The organism is Serpentinimonas sp. SMBJO2, assembly GCF_056341105.1.
In genome coordinates this window covers 553,910-571,996 of sequence record NZ_CP150628.1, presented here as the reverse complement: position 1 = coordinate 571,996, position 18,087 = coordinate 553,910, and the positions used below count along the sequence as shown (strand labels likewise).

16 protein-coding genes, 1 tRNA gene and 1 pseudogene are annotated in these 18,087 nt (G+C 62.6%); 6 read left to right on the top strand and 12 right to left on the bottom strand.

All coding sequences use genetic code 11. The annotated features are described in order from the left end of the window. Positions 1-90: 90 nt before the first annotated feature. Positions 91-1,020, top strand: coding sequence for a polyprenyl synthetase family protein (locus tag AAAZ40_RS02620; protein WP_476661668.1), 930 nt, complete (start codon positions 91-93; stop codon positions 1,018-1,020). 51 nt (positions 1,021-1,071) lie between these two features. Beyond that, positions 1,072-1,148 (top strand) — tRNA-Pro (locus AAAZ40_RS02615). A 33-nt stretch (positions 1,149-1,181) separates the two neighbouring features. Here AAAZ40_RS02615 and AAAZ40_RS02610 read toward each other — a convergent pair. Then, the gene (locus AAAZ40_RS02610) at positions 1,182-2,078 is read right to left on the bottom strand and encodes an AraC family transcriptional regulator (protein WP_476661031.1); all 897 of its coding nucleotides are present in this window, start codon (positions 2,076-2,078) and stop codon (positions 1,182-1,184) included. Between the two features lie 292 nt (positions 2,079-2,370). On the opposite strand from AAAZ40_RS02610, the gene AAAZ40_RS02605 reads away from it, so the two are divergent. Further along, positions 2,371-2,811 carry a protoglobin domain-containing protein gene (locus AAAZ40_RS02605; RefSeq protein WP_476661667.1) on the top strand — a complete coding sequence of 147 codons (441 nt, stop codon included), beginning with the start codon at positions 2,371-2,373 and terminating at the stop codon, positions 2,809-2,811. Here the strand turns inward: AAAZ40_RS02605 and AAAZ40_RS02600 are convergent. Beyond that, positions 2,773-3,192, bottom strand: a complete 420-nt coding sequence (locus AAAZ40_RS02600) for a hypothetical protein (protein ID WP_476661030.1) — start codon at positions 3,190-3,192, stop codon at positions 2,773-2,775. The genes AAAZ40_RS02605 and AAAZ40_RS02600 overlap by 39 nt on opposite strands. Before the next feature lie 29 nt (positions 3,193-3,221). Here AAAZ40_RS02600 and AAAZ40_RS02595 point away from each other — a divergent pair. Then, positions 3,222-3,828: pseudogene (locus AAAZ40_RS02595) on the top strand (type IV toxin-antitoxin system AbiEi family antitoxin domain-containing protein). 183 nt (positions 3,829-4,011) lie between these two features. On the opposite strand, the gene AAAZ40_RS02590 reads toward AAAZ40_RS02595, so the two are convergent. The 7 genes from AAAZ40_RS02590 to AAAZ40_RS02560 all read right to left on the bottom strand — a co-directional run bounded on the left by AAAZ40_RS02590 (position 4,012) and on the right by AAAZ40_RS02560 (position 14,559). Next, positions 4,012-5,127, bottom strand: coding sequence for a Fic family protein (locus AAAZ40_RS02590; RefSeq protein WP_476661029.1), 1,116 nt, complete (start codon positions 5,125-5,127; stop codon positions 4,012-4,014). A 261-nt stretch (positions 5,128-5,388) separates the two neighbouring features. Further along, positions 5,389-6,546, bottom strand: a complete 1,158-nt coding sequence (locus AAAZ40_RS02585; RefSeq protein WP_476661028.1) for a Wadjet anti-phage system protein JetD domain-containing protein — start codon at positions 6,544-6,546, stop codon at positions 5,389-5,391. After that, positions 6,533-9,907, bottom strand: coding sequence for an ATP-binding protein (locus tag AAAZ40_RS02580; protein WP_476661027.1), 3,375 nt, complete (start codon positions 9,905-9,907; stop codon positions 6,533-6,535). Before AAAZ40_RS02580 ends, AAAZ40_RS02585 begins: the two co-directional genes overlap by 14 nt. Further along, positions 9,904-10,623 (bottom strand): DUF4194 domain-containing protein, encoded by a 720-nt coding sequence (locus AAAZ40_RS02575; RefSeq protein WP_476661026.1) that lies wholly within the window; start codon positions 10,621-10,623, stop codon positions 9,904-9,906. Before AAAZ40_RS02575 ends, AAAZ40_RS02580 begins: the two co-directional genes overlap by 4 nt. Next, positions 10,610-12,070: a DUF3375 domain-containing protein gene (locus AAAZ40_RS02570; RefSeq protein WP_476661025.1), complete on the bottom strand. Its 1,461-nt coding sequence runs from the start codon at positions 12,068-12,070 to the stop codon at positions 10,610-10,612. Before AAAZ40_RS02570 ends, AAAZ40_RS02575 begins: the two co-directional genes overlap by 14 nt. Before the next feature lie 447 nt (positions 12,071-12,517). Then, complete coding sequence (locus tag AAAZ40_RS02565) at positions 12,518-13,741, bottom strand: nucleotidyl transferase AbiEii/AbiGii toxin family protein (RefSeq protein WP_476661024.1); 1,224 nt, start codon at positions 13,739-13,741, stop codon at positions 12,518-12,520. Then, a complete protein-coding gene (locus AAAZ40_RS02560; protein ID WP_476661023.1) occupies positions 13,738-14,559 on the bottom strand; it encodes a type IV toxin-antitoxin system AbiEi family antitoxin domain-containing protein in 822 nt (273 codons plus the stop codon). Before AAAZ40_RS02560 ends, AAAZ40_RS02565 begins: the two co-directional genes overlap by 4 nt. A 436-nt stretch (positions 14,560-14,995) precedes the next feature. Here AAAZ40_RS02560 and AAAZ40_RS02555 point away from each other — a divergent pair, with 436 nt between their 5' ends. Next, positions 14,996-16,282: a tyrosine-type recombinase/integrase gene (locus AAAZ40_RS02555; protein ID WP_476661022.1), complete on the top strand. Its 1,287-nt coding sequence runs from the start codon at positions 14,996-14,998 to the stop codon at positions 16,280-16,282. 215 nt (positions 16,283-16,497) lie between these two features. After that, complete coding sequence (locus tag AAAZ40_RS02550; protein WP_476661021.1) at positions 16,498-16,695, top strand: helix-turn-helix domain-containing protein; 198 nt, start codon at positions 16,498-16,500, stop codon at positions 16,693-16,695. A gap of 41 nt (positions 16,696-16,736) precedes the next feature. On the opposite strand, the gene AAAZ40_RS02545 is transcribed toward AAAZ40_RS02550, so the two are convergent. From AAAZ40_RS02545 to AAAZ40_RS02535, 3 genes are all read right to left on the bottom strand, one after another. Further along, complete coding sequence (locus tag AAAZ40_RS02545) at positions 16,737-17,009, bottom strand: type II toxin-antitoxin system RelE family toxin (RefSeq protein ID WP_476661020.1); 273 nt, start codon at positions 17,007-17,009, stop codon at positions 16,737-16,739. Next, entirely contained in the window at positions 16,993-17,217 is a 225-nt protein-coding gene (gene relB / locus AAAZ40_RS02540) for a type II toxin-antitoxin system RelB family antitoxin (protein WP_476661019.1), read from the bottom strand. Before relB ends, AAAZ40_RS02545 begins: the two co-directional genes overlap by 17 nt. Before the next feature lie 72 nt (positions 17,218-17,289). Beyond that, entirely contained in the window at positions 17,290-17,523 is a 234-nt protein-coding gene (locus AAAZ40_RS02535; protein ID WP_476661018.1) for a hypothetical protein, read from the bottom strand. Between the last annotated feature and the right edge of the window lie 564 nt (positions 17,524-18,087).

The window sequence follows — 18,087 nt, the reverse complement described above, 5'->3', positions numbered from 1 at the left end:
CCCGATCAATTGAGCGCCGCGCCCTTCTCCGCAACCGCCCCGCTTGCCACCGCCTCCCCCGCTCCTGCCTTGGCGCTGGTCGCGCACGACATGCAAGTGGTCGATGGCGTGATCCGCCAGCAGCTGGGCAGCGAAGTGCTGCTGGTGGGCCAGGTGGCCGAATACCTCATCGGCGCCGGCGGCAAACGGGTGCGCCCGGCGCTGCTGCTGCTCATGTGCCAGGCGCTGGGCTGCACCGACGCACGCCGCCACAGCTTGGCGGCGGTGGTCGAGTTCATCCACACCGCCACCTTGCTGCACGACGACGTGGTCGATGAGTCGGCCCTGCGCCGCGGCCGCGACACCGCCAACCACCTTTTTGGCAACGCGGCCAGCGTGCTGGTGGGCGACTTTCTGTATTCGCGCGCCTTCCAGATGATGGTGCAAGCCGGGCTGATGCGCGTCATGGACGTGCTCGCCGACGCCACCAACGTGATCGCCGAGGGCGAGGTGCTGCAACTGATGCAGATGCACGACGCCGCGCTCGACGAAGCCGCCTACCTGCGCGTGATCCGCGCCAAAACCGCCAAACTGTTCGAAGCCAGCGCCCGCCTAGCCGCCATCTTGTCCCACAGCGACGCCGCCACCGAAGCCCACTGCGCCGATTACGGCCAGTCGCTCGGCGCCGCCTTCCAGGTCATCGATGACGTGCTGGACTACGAAGGCGAAGTCGATGAAATGGGCAAAAGCCTGGGCGACGACCTGCGCGAAGGCAAGGTCACGCTGCCGCTGATCTGCACCCTGCAGCGCTGCCGCCCGGACGAAGCGGCCCTCATCCGTGCCGCCATCGAGCAGGGCAACAGCGCCCAACTGCCCGAGATCATCCAAATCGTGCGCCGCAGCGGCGGCCTGGCCGACGCGCGCCTGGCCGCCCAGGCGCAGGCCCAGCGCGCCATCGCCGCCGCCCAAACCCTGCCGCCCAGCCCCGGCCGCGAGGCTTTGGTACAATGGGCGGCTGGACTGCTGGAGCGCCGCTCCTAGCGCAAACCGCCCCCAGGCACGGGGTGCGTTGCAAGGTGCAAAGTCCACACACGGGGTGTAGCTTAGCCTGGTAGAGCGCTACGTTCGGGACGTAGAGGCCGGAGGTTCGAATCCTCTCACCCCGACCAGAATTTTCCGGCGCAGGTTGACCAGCCCGGGGCTCAGGGCGGGGACAACCCTGCCTCGGCCACCGCTGCACCCCACTGCCGCGGCCCGACCCCGTGGCGCCGCCTGAACGCCCGCGACAGCGACGCCGACCCGGAAAAACCAACCTCGCCGGCGATGCACTTTAAGGGACGGCCTTCGCGCAACAGCGAGGCGGCCAGACTCAACCGCCAGTCGCCCAGATAGCGTGCCGGCGTGACCCCGGTGGCTTGCTTGAAGTTCGCCGCAAACGCGCTGCGCGACATCCCCGCCGATGCCGCCAGCCCTGCGAGCGACCAGTCGCGCGCCGGCTCGCCGTGCATCGCGACGATGGCGCGCGCCAAGCGGGGGTCGGCGAGCCCGGCGAGCATGCCGCCGGTGATTCCGGCCTCGGCCGGGTGGTCGAGCAGCCAGCGCAGCAACTGGATGACGACGACCTCGAACAGCCGCTCGACAAGCACCGCCGAGCCACAGCGCATGCGGTCGGTCTCGGCAAACAGCAGGCCCAGCGCCGGCTGCAACCCTTCGATGCGCGCCAGCGGTACGCACACCAGCGGCGGCAGCGACTGCACGATCGGGTTGTGCGGCGCGCCGTCGAACTCGAGGACGGCGCAGGTCAGGCTCGCCCAGTCGCCGCCGGGCAGCACGAATTCGTGGGCCAGCGGCCGCGCATAGAGCAACACGGCGGGCTCGCGCAGCGTGAGCACCGGCGCGACCCCGGCGTGCCTGTCGTGGTGGACGACCAGCGCGCCGCGCCGCAACACATGCAGGTAGGCCTGCCCGGCCTCGTGGTCGTGGCCGATGCGCCCGCTCAGCGCGCCGCTGTGCAGGAGTCGCGCACGCAGCCGGAAGCGGTGCAGCAACAGCGACAGGCGGTCGATCGGCTCGAGGGTCGGCGCGGCCGGCTGCGACATACAGAATATGGATTCTGGGTTAAGTGTTTTGGACTTTTAGTGACCAATTGTACAGAAATCGCACCTATTATTGCATCGGGCATACCCGCCCAGTCTCGTTCCACTCACCGGGAGACCGCCATGAACCCCTCCGCCACGACCGCCCGCGCCAGCGTCGCAGGCTACGCCTACGGCGGCGCGCAGCTCGCGCGCGCGCCCTACACCCTGGCCGACCTGGCCTCGCTGCAGAAGACCCTGCTGTTCGGCGACGACGACGTGCAGGCGTTGCGCCAGAGCCAGCCAATCCTGGCCGATCAGACCGAGGCCATCCTCGACGTTCTGGTACGGCTTCGTCGCAGCCACCCCCGAGCTGCTTGTCTACTTCAGCGATGCCCGCAGCGGCCAGCCCGACGCCGCGTACCTGGCGGCGGTGCGCCAGCGCTTTGCGCTCTGGATCCTCGACACCGCCGCCGCGAACTACGACCAGGCATGGCTCGACTGGCAGTACGAGATCGGCCAGCGCCACAGCCGCATCAAGAAGAACCGCACCGACGGCGTCGACTGCGCGCCGCTGGTCCACTTGCGCTACCTGCCGGCGCTGACCATCCCGATCACGACCACGCTCAAGCCCTTCCTCACCTGCAAGGGCGCAGCGGCTGAGGATGTCGAGCGCATGCACGCAGCCTGGGTCAAGTCGGTGCTGCTGCAGACCATCCTATGGAGTCACCCGTACGTCAAGGACGGGGAGTTCTGACCTCGCCAAGAGCTGATAATTTGACACGAGGCTGGCATCGAAGACCCGCTGCAGCGCACCATGTAGCCCCACGACTGAGTAGCTCAGTCCGGTGGTGAGGGCCAAATCCAAGGTGCTCAACCCGTCTTTTTGGTCAGCGCAGGCAAGCTGAAACTTTACGCGGAACGTGGTTTCGTGGTTTTCGGCAAGGTAAAGCCCGGGTGTCGGAGCCAGCGTCCCCTCTTCCACTCTGCGCCTGGGCAGCGTCTTCATCAGGCGCTCGTACTGCTGCAAACGCAGCATGCACCACCCCAGCCAACGCTGGACATCGAACAGGCCTTGGGGGTCTGTGATGGTCATGGCGGCACGAATTTGTTCCGGGTTTTCGTCAAAATATTGCATTGGAAGAAAAAACGGAACATACTTCCGTCATGCTCGCCGACACCCACACCCAGCGCGTCCTCGATCTGGCCAGCCAGAAGGGGCTGCTGCGCGCCAGCGATCTGGACGCCATCGCTGCACCCCGGGTCGTCTTGACGCGCCTGACCGCCGTGGGCCTGCTGAACAGGGTCGGGCGCGGTCTCTACCGCCTGCCCCCATCATCCAGGCTCGGATGACGAAGGCCTCGCGGCTGTTGCCACCAAGGTACCTCAGGCCGTGTTCTGCCTGTTGACCGCGTTGCAATTCCATGAGCTGACCACGCAGCTGCCGCGCCAGATCTGGATCGCCATGCCGCGCGGCAGCCACGTGCCCCGGATCGACTATCCGCCTGTCAAAATGGTTCAGATGACCGGCGACGTCTACACGGCGGGCGTCGAGGAGCACCTGCGCGACGGTGTGAAGCTGCGGGTCTACGGCGCGGCCAAGACGGTCGTGGACTGCTTCAAGCACCGCAACAAGATCGGTCTGGACGTGGCGCTGGAGGCGCTGAAGGACGTGCGCGCCAAGCACAAGGCCACGGCGGACGACCTGTGGCGCTTTGCTACGATCTGCCGCGTGGCCAACGTGATGCGCCCCTACCTGGAAGCCACCGAATGAACGACATCGCGGCTTCCGTGCGCGCCCGCCTGCTCAACGTCGCCAAGGCGCAGGACGCGGATTTCAATCAGGTGCTGGTGCGCTTCGCGCTGGAGCGCATCCTCTATAGCCTGAGCCAGGCCACTGGGAGGTACACTACCTGCCTCCATGCCGCAACAATGTGGGCGCAGACGCCGATGCACTTCAGTCCGCCAGTTCGTAGCCGGTGCTGCGTCCGCCACCGGGCGCTTTCTTCAACACGCCCAGGTCCAGCAACTGCGTGATGTCGCGCAGCGCGGTGTCGGGCGAACACTTGGCGATGGCGGCCCACTTGCTGGTGCTGAACTTGCCCTCGAAGCCGCCCTGCAGGCGGTTGAGCAGTTTCACTTGCCGCTCGTTCAACGACAGACCCGCCCAGCGTTGCCAGAAGCGTGCCTTGACCAGCACGGCATCCAGCGTGATTTGCGCGCTGGTGACGGCGCGCCCGAGTGTGCCGAGGAACCACGACAGCCAGCCGGTGGCGTCGAGCGTGCCCTTCTGCGTGCGTTCCAGCACGTCGTAGTAGTCGCGGCGCTCACGCTGGATTTGCGCCGACAGGCTGTAGAAGCGTTGCGGGCTGCCGTCGGCGCGGGCCAGGAACAGATCGCCCACGGCGCGGGCGATGCGTCCGTTGCCATCGTCGAAGGGATGCAGCGTCACGAACCACAGATGCGCCAGCCCAGCCTTGATGAGTGCGGGCGCGCCCGTTTCCTCGTTGGCCCATGCCAAAAACCGCGCCATCTCAATGGGCAGCACCTCGGCCGGCGGTGCCTGGAAGTGAACCTTGCGCCGCCCCACCGGGCCGGAAACCACCTGCATCGGCCCAGCGGCATCGTCGCGCCACTGGCCCACTGCGAGCCTGTTCATGCCCGAGTACCCGGTCGGGAACAAGGCCGCGTGCCAGCCGAACAGGCGCTCGACGGTCAGTGGTTCGGCGCTGCGCGAAGTGGCGTCGAGCACCATCTCCACGACACCTTCGACGTGCCGATCCACCGGCGCGACCGCGCCAACGTCCACGCCCAGACGCCGGGCGATGGACGAGCGCACGGATTGCGCGTTCAGCACTTCGCCTTCGATTTCACTGGTCTTGACCACGTCCTCGGTCAGCGCGGCAAGGTTAGCCTGATCGCGCAGCGCCAACCCCACGTCGGCCAGACGGCCCAGCAACACGCCTTGGGCGCGGCTGACCTCGGTCAACGGCCCAGTGAGCGCCGACAGGTCGTAGCGCCATTTCGGCCAGTCGTTGGCCTGCCAGATATAGGGTTTTTCTCCGCCATCCATGCGGAGATTAAACACCTTATTCGCCGCATAGGCAAGTCATTCTCCGCGCGATATGCAGCGAAGAAGGGGGCACCCCCGGTGGCCACCCAAAGTGCTCCACTTATGGCCACCCAAACTGCTCCACCCGGCCGGGGGTGACCTGATGCATTGAGTCTGGCAAGCGCCGGCTGCCCTGGCCGGAAGCCGAAAAAGTACTGAACGCGCTGCGCTGATCCGGTTCTGCCATCGGCAGGCAACCACTGCGGGCCAGTGGTTTTAGGTCTATGTCCGCTGCAACGCGCCCCATGCGGTAGCCCAGTCGATCCGCTCCTGCTCCAAACGAACGTTTTGCCCCCAGCGCTGCTGCTTGAGATCCCGATAGAGTTGCTGCTCTGGCTCTGTCAGGAGTGTCAGTTCCGTTGCCGGATGTTGCGCCGGTTCATCCACCCACAGCGCCTTGTGTCGAAGCAAGGTGTCTTCGTCCATGAGCACGGATTGCAACGCTGGAATGCATGAACGGGCGCGATGCAGGATGGCAAATCCATGGGTGTCCAAATCACCCCAATAAATGCACTTTGCGCGGGCAAGCCAAGGGAAGCGGGCCAACACGTCGACGTGATAGCCCAGACGCATGAACACGACCGCGCCCGGCATGTCGGACATTGCCAGTCCGGTTTGAAGGTTCTCGACAATGAACGCATGCGAAACCGGCAAATTGAGACCCGCCAGGTCTTCCACGGGTGCAGTGATGTCACCCACGCCACCGACTCTGGCTCGCAACGCCTGATCCAGCACCCGCATTCGCACGAGGAGTGGAGGTGCTTTCAGTCCGCAGCGCTGGTAGAAATCCAGTTCGCTGGAAGAGTCCTCTTGAATCGCGGCCACCAGATCCGTCAGCAGCCCTTTGCGCCCATCGAGCCATTTGCTGTCCAGCCCGGACACCGGCAGCTGGCGGGGGTAGAGGTCGGATTGTGGATGATTCGCTATCCAATCCAGCATCTGCGCAAGCCGATGAAAATCGGCATCGCCATAGTCCGCCAGGACATCAAAATACCTCGGCAACGGCTGCGCCAGTACCGGCCAGCGAGCGGTGAGTGTCCGGTAGCGCGATCGAGCACGCTCCCAGCGTGCCGACGCACCAATCCACATGGCCACATCCCCTGGGCCGTGCAACGCCAGCTTCTCCGGTATCCGCTGAACGCCAAGCGCTTTCCACCGGCGCTCACACCAGGACAGTGCGCCGATTCCTTGCCATTGCTGCCATGCATTCACCCAGGCACGAACGCCGTCGACTTGCCTCAGCGCAGCCTGCTCCGTCGGCAGACCGAGCGCAACTTCCAGCGGCCATTGATCCTCGCCCGCATCACCGATCAACCACTCGCGGTGCTTGTTTTGAAAGCGACGGACAAGCAACTGCCGAACATCGTCAGGAAGCTTCAATGCCAGCCTCCTCGCGTGCCTGCTCTGGCAGCTTCAACCGCTGACGGTCAGCGTCGTACTCGATCAGCAGGACGCCTGAGACGCGCCGATCGCTGATATCCACGAAGCAGGCGCCGCCGATGAATGGCTCAAGGGTCATGACGGACTTCAACGGCGTAGCCACCACCATCTGAAAGCCGAAATTGGCAAAGATGTTCATCGCCAAAGCGGTGAACTCGTTATCCGCCTTGTCGAAGGCTTCATCCAGCACGACGGGCGCATACATCGGCACGCCGTGGTCGTTCCCGCCCAGTTGATACCGCAGGGCTGCGGCCAGGCACGTGGTGGCCAGTTTCTGCCGTTGGCCGCCGGACTTGCCTGCTCCGCTGCGGTAGATCTCGACCTCGACGCCGCTTTCATCGATCTCCCGCCCGATGAACTCAACATGCTGTCGAACATCGAGCACAGTTTCGCGCCAGCGCTTTTGCTCGGGGTCCTGGCTGGCCAGTCGATCCACAAGTCGGCGCAGGGCCACGAACCGTGCCTCGGCAAACTCGCGATCCTGCGTCCATGCATGGCCCAGCGCCTGCTGGATCTCCTGCTTGAATTCCTTGACGTCGACAAGCTGCCGATCACTGGCGTCGATGTGGAGATAGGTGCGTTGATTGGCGCTCTGGTTGAAGGGCACCTGGCCAAGGCTGTCGTTGACCAGATCCATCCGTTCCAGGATGGCCTTGCGTGCATCGTTCAGGTAGGTGGCAAGCGCTGCCAGATTCTGGTGGCTTTGGTTTTGCAGCAATTCAAAGAATCGCTGCTCATAGGCGGGCAGACCATCCGTTTCCAGACGAACCAGTTTGGCGAAGAAATCTGGCGCGCTGGCAAGGCTCGTGTCCATATCGCCCGCGTCCATCGGCCATTGCCGCTTGAAATCGGCAAAGCGCGCTTCTATTTCCTTCTCGCAGGCGCCAATCCCACGGTTGAGCTCTTCGATCTCCGCATTGAGTGCACGTTCTACAGACGTTGTCACCTTGTCGAGGTTGTCGAGCCGCACGGCATCGGACTGTTTGGCGAAGCGCCCGTCTAGACCCGACACCTGATGGGGCGTCAATGGAACGATAGACGCGTCCTGCAGGAGGGATTCCAGTTTCTGGGTGCTGGTCTTGATCTGGTCAAGAATCGAGTCGTGCGCACGCGTGGCCTGCCGAAGATCCTTGTCAGCGGCATCGACGCGTTTCATTTGCTTCTCGATCTGCTCACTGATTTGCTGCAGGGTGGTGTTGCCCTCGCGCGCTTCGCGGATCTGCCGCTCGATGGTGGAGATGCGATCCAGCAATGGCAGCACATCGATTTCCTGCCACTGGAGATTCACCAGAGTCTGGCACTGCATCGCTCGGGCAGCACGATTCTTGTCCTGGTCGGAGAGTTTGTCGATCTCCGCGCCGAGGCGCGCAATGGTGTCAGCCAGCTCCTGCGCCTGCGCTTGAAAGATCCCGAGCTTCTCGCGGTTATCGAATCCGAGCACCCAGTTTCGTCGGTCGCCGACACTTCTGCGGTCGTCTTTCTCATGCCGGGTTTTGCTGTGCTTGACCTGGCCTTCACGGGTGATGGCGCGATCTGCGCTCCTGAACGACGTCATTCCATCGACGCACGCGTAATCGAAGCGTTGCCGCAGCTCGGCCTGGAGCCAATCGGCATACGTCCCCTCCTTGACGTTCAGCTTGAGGACGAGCGTATTGGCCCCGATGGGCTTGGCCTGCCACGTCTCCGGGCGGCCAGTCCGGTAATACACCAGGCGCTGCCCAAGGTGGGTGGTGTTGATGTGATTGGCCAACGCCGAATACTGGCGCTCGTCCACCAGGAGCGAGAGCGCAAACCCGTGCAGTACGCGCTCGATGGCTCCCTGCCATTCGGCCTCGTCAGACTTCACCTCGATGAGTTCGCCTGCAAAGGGCAGTGCGGATTCCGAGATCCCGATGGCAGCGGCAATGTTTCGGCGCATTTCCAGCATGTCGGCTGGAATGTTCGATGGCTGGCGCTGGAGTGCCTGCACCTCTTTCAAGGTTTGCGTAAATGCTGCCTCGGCGTCCCGTTTTTCACCGGCCAAGCGAAACTGGTCTTCGCGGTTCGCGTTGCTGTGCTGCTCCCAGTTTTCGACCTCCTGCCGCGCGTTGCCCAACAGTTCCGCGAAGGCTTGAGGCGAATCCGGGAGACTCCACCCCAGCTTCTTGCATGCCTCTTCGGCCTGACCGCGTTTGCGCAGGCGATCTGTGCGCTGGCCCTCCAGCCCCGATTTCTCGGCCTCCCATTGCTCGATCTGATCACCGCCTGCCTCACGGTGCTGTCGCTCCAGATCGCGCAGGATTGCGGCGTGGTTATCCAGGGTGCTTTGACGCCGCCCCACCTCACCTTCTGAACCGTTGGCTTGCACCTCCAGGGCTGCCACGTGCTCTTTGAGGAGATCAATACGGCGAGTCTCACGGTAGCCATCTACCCCCAGCCGAAGCTCATCCAAGCCATTGCGCTGCAGCATCAACGAGTCCCGGCGCTGATGCTGCTCCCGCGCTGGCGCGAGCGTTTGAACCTGCTCGCGGGCCGTGACGACCGCTTGGTGGGCCGCATTGAGTTCTCCAAACTCACTGACCAAGCGATCCGCCACCTCGAAGGTCTCGGGCTTGTCGAGCATGAAGTCGCGCAGGAAGGTATTGAGGTCGCCGAGGTTTTTGGCGGACTGGGTTTTGTGCAGCAAACGCAGCGCCATTTCGCTCTCGATGCCGAGCAGGCGACAGAACCGTTCGCAATAGGGACGAAATTCGTCGCGTGCAAACGCCTCCGGGAAGGACTGCTTGAGCTTGCGGATGTCGAAGTTGGATTGGCCAAAATCCTCCAGCTCGCGCAGGTCAAAGGCCCGCTCCATGACGAGGTAGTGGCGTTTGACGTCGGCGCTGCCATTCGCATTGCCCCGCAACCAGAACACCTGAACCAGCACCACAGCGTGCCCCAAGGCGTTCTGGTAGGTCAGCGCCAAGGCTGACCAGGTCGTCCCCGCGCGCAGGTAGCGGGTCGCGATCTCGCCCGACTCCCCATCCTTCTGTTCGGCCCACGCACCCCGTATGTAGGTGACGAGGTTGCGGTCACGGCCACTGCGGTCTGCCTCGCGCGCCGCCGCGTTGAAATCGATCCAGCGCGGTGGCGTCAGCAAGGCCGAAAACGCATCGAGCAGCGTCGACTTCCCAGCACCGGATCGACCCACAAACAAAAATCCGCGTTCGCTGATCGGCACGTCGTGCAGGCCGGAGAAAGTGCCCCAGTTGTAAACCTGCAGGCGAGTCATTCGGAACTGCTCGCGGGCAAACAAAGAGGCGGTTTGGGGTTCCGAGATCATTGGTCGGCCTCCTCATCGGCGTCAGTCTGAACCAGTTGCTCTGGTGCATCGAAGGCCGCCATGCGCTGATACAGCTGCGTCAGCGCCTGTATTTCCTCTGCCGAGAACAGGAGCTTGAGCGTCGGCGAAATCTCGAAGCGATCCTCGCTCGAGCGAATTTTCTGCAGGATGCTGTGCTTCTTGATCTTCTCGATGGAGGCGTGAACCCGTTTCACGAACCCTGCACGGTCGGTATTGGCGGCGCGCTCATAGAGGGAGAGAAACTCGGTGATCTCGTCTGTCGACACCACGGCACGGTCGCCCTGCGAATCCGCCTGGGTCAATCGCTGGCGCAGGTGGAGCAGCAGGATGGAGTCGATGAAGGTCAGTTGGGCGCGACGCAGCAGCAGGGGCACTTCGAGGTCGCCGGTATCTGCCTGGCGCGTGAAAGCCACTTGCACATCCCGATCGATGACCAGTTCGAGAAACAGCTCGGCAAGGCGCCGACGGATCACCGCTTCGTCTCGCGCCAAGATCGCCCAGAGTTTGGGATGCCGACGTCCATCGAGCGACGGCCCTGCCAGCAGCTGCACCAAGGCGCGCCGGGTATCCAGTGCCAACTCGCCGCTGTCGCCCAGGAACAGGGTGTTGGCGGGTGCCTGAGCTGCATCGGGTGCCTGTGCTTCGGCTGGCAATGCCGATTCGTCGCTGATGAACCCATTCTCAGACCAGTTCATTGGCCCGCTCCCGCAAAAAGAAGATCTTTGGAATTCGGGCGCTGCGACGCTCGTCGTCGCCGCCAACCCAGCCTACGGTTTCACTGTGGTCGGCCTTGAACCCATGCCGACTACCCAACGCCAGCAGGCCAACGACGCTGCCCAGCCCCTGTGCAGCGGGGAACTGCTCCAGCACGTCGGCAATCGAGGCCTGGGAGCGTTGCTCCAGGACTGCCAGCACGTTGGCCTTCAGGGTTCGGAAGTCGATCTCGGACTGTGCGACCAGTTCGCTCACCGACTCCAGGTCGATGGGCGGCGCGTCCCCTTCTGCCATCTGCCCAGGCAAGGCTTGCAGGGATGGGTCGTGCAGAACCCATTGAGACAAGGAGCGCAACCGACTGCTCGTGAGTTCCAGCGTGTACTGGAGGGTTTCTGTGGCCCTGACCTCGTTCTTCAGGGCCAGAGCGGCGCGCTGGGCGTCTTTCAGCAGGTGATTGAGTCGGCGTTGCTCGAGGTATTCACGACTCTGGACGAAGTGCTTCAGGCTGCGCGCGAAGGTCTGGAGCACCTCGTGCACCATGCCGCCCTGCTCGAGCAGGGTGCGCGTCAGCCGCAGCAGGAACCGTCGCTCCTTGGCCTCGAGCTGCCCCACGAACTCGCGCGACATGACGCTATCAAGCGCCTGATCAAGCGTGGCCGCCTGTTCTGGGTCCGTGAGCAAGCGCCAGAAAGCCGAGAAAGTCCTGCCGGCGTCGCTCTCTGAAATCAAATCGATTCCGGCGAACAGCGAATCCAGCACCTCGCCACGATTGCCATCGTTGTCCATGATGCGTTCACGCAGCTCGCGATTGAGCTGATCGAACTGATCGCGGACGCGGCGGAAATCACCGGCCAGATCGTCGGCCAGGGTGATGATCTCCCGCGTGCGCTCGAGCGCCGTTGCGGGGGGCAGCACGCGCATCTGGCCCTTCTGGATGGCGTCAATCTCCTTGTCGATGCGGGCTTGCTCGGCCATGAGCCGGTCGATGCGGCGGAACTTGTCGGCGTCGGTGTCCTCGGCAAGTCGGGCCAAGGCCTCGATGACGAGCGTCAGGCGGCTTTCGGTCGCGGCGGAATGCGGCTGTGCCAGTCCAGAGACAAACCGAATGGCTTCGACGGCCGCCGTGGAGAGTTCATATTCCTCTTCTGAAGCGCCAACCGGGAAGCGTCGCTCCAGGTACCCATCGGCGAGCCAGCTGGCGACATACGCCTGTGCCGTTTGCGGAAAGTCTTCGCCTTGGGCGCGCAGCTCTTCCAGATCCCTTGCAATGCGTTCGTGAAAAATGGAGGCCGGGAGGCTGCGCTCGCTCTCATACAGGTGAGATTGAAGCAGGCCAATGACGGTGGGCCCGGTCGTCGAGGCAAGCAAACGCCACAGCGGCTGCGCCCGCATGCGCCGGTAGGTGGCGATGGCTTTGTCTGCCTTCATTGTGCTCCTGCCCTTGGACTTTCAATCCCCCAGTTGGTCGCCCCTGATTTATTCTCGGGCTGGATCCGTTGCAACGCGACGGCGGTGTTGACGGTTTGGGATGGCCACGCCCGAGCAGGCCTTGCGCAGGAACAGGTGCGAGACCGAGGCTTCGATCTGTTGCCTGCGGCTCGCGAAGACAGCACCGCCAGCGGATGGCGCAGGTCGATCATCTGATCGATGCGGCTGCGAAAGAAATCGTCGGTGGCGCTGCAGGCCAGCATCAGAAAACCCCCAGAAATCAGCGCACACGCGCATCAAGGTGGCAGAAATTATACCGCAAAACCGGGTGAATAGGAAAGAAAATCAATGGGTTGAGAATAAATCGAATGGGCGACCAGGTGAAGCCAGTCGGCCCGGTCTGCGCTTTTGTGGCCCTGCCAGCCGAGGCCCTGGGTCGCAAGGTGGTCATTGTCGTGGTGCGGCAAGGCGTTGAAGCGGCGGTACCGCCAATGGCCCGGTCGGGGTCAGCTCGATCTGGTAACGGGGAGTGAATGGCGTTCTGCTGACCTCGACCCCCTGAATCCGATCCACCCGGTAAGTTCTGGATTCCCCGGTTTCATGCTTGACGGCACAAAGCAGCAGATTTCCGTCCATGCTGCGGCGCAGCGAGTATGGCTCGATCAGCCGCCAAGAGTCCTGATAACGCAAATTGACGCACAGGCGGTTGGTGGCAGCGAATCTCACGGACTCCAGCGGGATTGCGGTGCGCCATGCATAAACCATCGCCGGCGGTTGCCACGCAGGGTCCAACGAGCCAACGATGGGCGCCGATCCCAGTGAGGGCTTTTCTGCTTCACCATAGAGCCAGCGAAAAACGCTCGGAATCTCGTTCCAGAACTGCTCGAGGTCGGGCAAGACGGGCAACTGATGGGCGAGCATGTCCTCCCACTCGGCGGCCAGCTTGATCTTGGTATCCTCACGCTGCAGGCTTTCGATGGTCGGGACAGGGATGCCCTTGAACGCGCATTTTTCCTGCAGCGTTTTCAGCACCACACCCCGGTCGGGCTGAATCTCGTCATGCCGGTACAGATGCACGACGTCGTATAGATCGCGAGGGCGCTCACGTTCTGCCAAGGCCCTCATCTTCTCGGCAAAAACCTCCTCGAAGCAGTAGCTCAAGACATGGATGCCATCATCCGGACAGTTGCTGTAGGGATGATGCACTGCCCTTTTCTGTGGCGGCAGGACGAGTTTTTCCTTGCTGGTCAGGTCGAACTTGATTCGCGCCAGGTTGCGCTTCTGCATCTGCGGGCCGACGTAATAGACGCGCCCCTCCGCGTACCTGCCACCGTCGAGCACTGACAACTTGAAGCGAATCTGCTCTCCAGGAATCTCGATGCCGCTCTGCTCATAGACCCATTCCGCCATTTGACGGAATGCCTGCAGCAGGTAGTCCTTGTCGAGCTGGGCTTCCTCGGTCACTGTGAAATCCAGGTCCTCGGAAAACCGATACGTCTCGAAGTAGCATTTCTTCAAGCACGTTCCGCCCTTGAAGACCCAGTTTTCCGAAAGCTGAGGATTCGCGGCAATGCCGGCCAGCAGCCAACCGAGGACGTAGTCCTTTTCGACGACGTGCAGATCCAGCGAAAGCTCGCGCGCCAGTTCCGAGATTTCCTGCTTTTCGATCACTTCACACCCGCCTTCCAGTCGTGGGGCACCCAGAGCCGCCACCGCATCACCAACGCCTCGGCAGGCATCTTCGGATCGATGCGCGCGTTGCCCATCGTCAGATGGCGCTGGCATCGCTCGATTGCCTCGGCCTCCTGCGGAGCGTTGGCTTCCAACAGAAACCCCAGGCGCTTGAATACTGCGCCGTTGCCCAGACGCTCGGCATACTCCATCAATTGGCCGAGGTTCTTGGCATCGGAATCGAGGTAGTTTCTGAACATGTCCTGGACGGAGCGAATGCCACCGCCAAGCTGGGGATCGGACAACATGTCCAGCATGGTTCTGCTGGGGTCGGAAACGGAGACTTTCACCGAGCCACGCCAAACCGTCTTCAGGCCGAACATTTTTTCCGGGGCAATGGTGGAGAGCCAAAATGCCGCCCCTTTGAGCGTGGGCTTTCTGTTCCGTGGACGCGTCGTGGTCATTACCACCGTCGTCCGAAAAATCTGTTCGGTCAGATCCCAATGCTCGGCCGCACTCCAGCCGCCGATGTAGCACGGCGAGTAGAGACTGACGGCGACCAGCCAGGAATCTTCGAGTCGCAAATCAGACCGCTCGGCCTCCAACGGCACAGGCACGTAAAGCCCTCTGGCCACCCGCGACAACCAGCCCTTCTGGCACCACCGCGCCAGTAGCTTCGAGGCCTCAGCCTGGTCAAGCCCCATGACCCTCGCGGCTTGCTCATTGGTGATCGTTCCCTTTGTGCCGCGCATGACGGCGGACAAGCGCTCGCGGTCAAGCTTGCCTAGACCAGACAGGTGATGGCTTACGTTTTCCATGGCGCACTTACTCTCATACCGTGCGAATTATTGCGCTCAACGTGTACCTGGTCAATCTTTCGCAGCGTCATTGTTCGCTGAATATACGAATATTTGCGCTTTCAATATACTTCAACGGCTCGACTGGTAGTGAAGCGCGACCCACATGTCATGCGGGGCCCAGAAGCGAAAACGCCCAACCGGAGCCGGTTGGGCGCTGAATGATGGTGGCCTGGGGCAGAATCGAACTGCCGACACGCGGATTTTCAGTCCACCCCAAAGCGTTATTCCTGATGTTGACTTAAGTTGACTAAATCAACGAAAATCAACGACTTAATAAATCCCATACTTTATTGTCAAGTATCAATTCGTTGATTAAAGATGCTTTAAAATGCACCTGACCGCATACACAGCGCATACGTGAAGCGATGCGCGGATTGAACAAACGGACTGTAGCATGACCACCCCTGCCGCCCTGACCGTTAGCCGCATCGAAGCCGCCACCTGTCCAGCAGGCAAGCAGCAGGTGTTCTTGATCGACAAGACCGTGCCGGGCTTGAAGCTGCGCGTGACCAGCGGCGGCGCCAAGTCGTTTGTGTTCGAGGCGCGCGCCAAGGGCTCCAACACCAAGCGCTACACCATCGGCGATGCAGCCTCTTGGACGCTTGGCGCGGCCAGAGCCGAAGCGCGCCGAATGCGCGTGCTCATGGATCAAGGCATCGACCCCAAGCAAGAAGCCCGCGAACAGTATGCTCAGGCGGTGCAGGAGCAAAACCAGCGTGCCCGTGAACTGCTCACCGTTGGCGCGCTGTGGGATGCTTACCTGAACGAGCGCAAGCCCTTCTGGGGTGAGCGCAGCTACTTTGACCACTGCAAGATCGCTCAGGCTGGCGGCGAGGCACACAAGCGCTGGGCTGGCAAGACCACGGTGCCGGGGCCGCTGCACCCGCTGATGGGGCTGCGACTGGCTGAACTCGATGCCAAGACCATCGAGGCTTTGGCCCGGCGCGAGGCCCAAACCCGCCCTGCTCGCCTGCGCCTTGCGCTGCGCTTGCTAAAAGGCTTTCTGAACTGGGCCGCTGCTGAGGGGCACGATCTGGATTCAGGCGTCATCCTGTCGCGCAAAGCCCGAGAAATCGCCGGGCCGCCCGGCGTCAAGGATGATGCGCTTGAGCGCGGCCAGCTTGCGACGTGGTTTGCCGCTGTTAAGGCCATCACCAACCCGGCGGTACACGCTTACCTGCAAGTGCTCCTGCTCACGGGTGCCAGGCCCGGCGAGGTGCTCGCCCTGCGCTGGGAGGATGTGGGTTTTCCGTGGAAGACCTTAACGATTCGCGACAAAGTGGAGGGTGCGCGCACCATCCCCTTGACGCCCTATGTGGAGCATCTGTTGAACGCCCTGCCCCGGCGCAGCGAGTGGTGCTTCACGAATTCAGCCGGTGAGATGCCAACGAACGCGGCTGATCTGCACCGTAGAGCCTGCGCCAGCGCCGGGCTTGAGGGGCTGACGCTGCACGGGCTGAGGCGCAGCTTTTCTACACTGACCGAATGGCTGGAAACGCCTGCCGGGGTGGTGGCACAGATTCAGGGCCACAAGCCCAGCGCCACGGCTGAGAAGCACTACAAGCGCCGCCCGGTGGATCTGCTGCGCGTCCACCATGAGCGCATCGAGGCATGGATACTGGAGCAGGCTGGGGTGCAGTTCACGCCAGCGAAGCCGCTCAAGTTGAGCGTGGTGGGTTGAGGGGGTTTAGGGGCGCGCTCACGCGCGCGGGTTGGGGGGGCAGGTTGTGATGCCCTCATGTTTCGCTAGGTCGTCGGTTTGCGCTTCGGGCGCTGGTCGAAGGGTGTCCAGTTTTTGGATACCCTTGGACTTCGGGTGCAGGTCTGATGGTGTCCAGCTTTTGGACGCCATCAGCAGTCTCCAAAGCGCCTGTCCCCGTGAATGCCCCTGTAGGCATGAACATCACTCTCAAACCCCTCCAAACCGAAACCCGCAGCGTGCTCACCACTGAGGAAGCCGCCGCGCATCTGAACCGCCGGCCGCAGACTCTGCGCAAGTGGGCCATGAACGGCGATGGGCCGATCCAGCCGATCAAGGTCGGGCGCCGCCTTGGCTGGCCGGTTGCCGGGCTGCGCAAGCTGGTTGGCGCGTAGTTGCGTAGGTGCGCCGGCAAGGCGCCGGCAACGGCGCGGCATCAGTGGCGGTAAACCTCTTTGCGGTCGCCGATGCGCACCACAAGGATGCGCAGAGCGCCGTCCTCGATGTTGGCGATGATGCGCCAGTCGCCGACGCGGTACTTCCAAAAGGCCCCCAGCCTGGAGCCCTTGAGGGCTTCGCCGATGCTGCGGGGGTCGTCGAGCCCCGACACACGCTCACGCAAAAAAGTGGTGATGCGCTTGGCTACAGCCTTGTCCAGCGCGGCCAAGTCTTTCTTGGCTTTGTCGTCGAGATCAATCCGCCAAGCCAAGATCGCGCTCCACTTCTTCCAGCGTGTATGTGCGGCTGCGGCCTGCACGAACGTCGATCAGGCGTTGCTCGGCCAAGTACAAATCTTCGAGGTCGTCCAAGTGCTCCAAGATGGCCTCGCGGGCGTAGAAGGTCTTGGTGCGGCCGGTGGCGCGCGCCAGCGCGTCAAGGCGGCTTTCCACCTCGGCGGGTAGTCGGATGGCAAGCATGTTTCAGCTCCTTTGGATGGGTTGATACGAGTATAGCGTATGCCGCCAAATCGTGCAGCCTTGAGATGGGGTTCACCCGCGCCGCCACGGCGCCAGTGCCGACAAATCGATGATCTTCGACCTAGGCAGCGCTGGCTGCTCGGGCTTGGCTGCGCGCTGGCGCTCGCGGTAGGCGCGCTGGCGCTCGGCTGGTGTTTTGGCTGCGCCGGTGGGTGGGCGCCCACGGCGGGGCTTGGGTGCTGGCGCGGTGGCCTTGGTGGCAGCGGGTGCAGATGGTGCGATGGGCGCGGCGGTGAGGGTGTCCATGCCTTTATTTTACGTTACTGCGTTATGGTTTGTCAATGATTAACGTGACGGCGTTACGATAATTCGACAAGCAACCGCCGCTCTGTTTGCCCCCCTGCCCGCTGCCACAAGGCGGCACGGAGTTGAGGGCTTGCCGGCGCTTGGGCGCTGGGTTGCTGCCTGAGGTTGCATGGGGTGCCGGGGCTTGCCCTGGCTGTGACCGCGTAGCGGGGAACAACGGCGGCTCAGATCAGCGCGCCAGCGCTGGCTGCCCGCCCTACCTTGCACCGGTATTTCTGCGAGGATTTTATGGATTGCGAGGGGATATGAGTCAAGTCTGAGCCGCTTCCGATGCTCTTATGAACTTAACCTGTGCCGCGATCGATCTGCTATCGAGTCGCTTACTAGACGTAGTGAGTCGATGATGTGTTGCTTTTGAGTCTTACTGAGCCTTAATGATCCAAAGGTGTGTTGACTTCGATGTTTGCCTGAGATTAGAATGTGGCTACGTGAGTCTGCATGATTTGCTTTTTAGGCTTGGGTGTGCTACCTTTGATGTCTAGATGAGCCCGTCTGAGTAAGGCT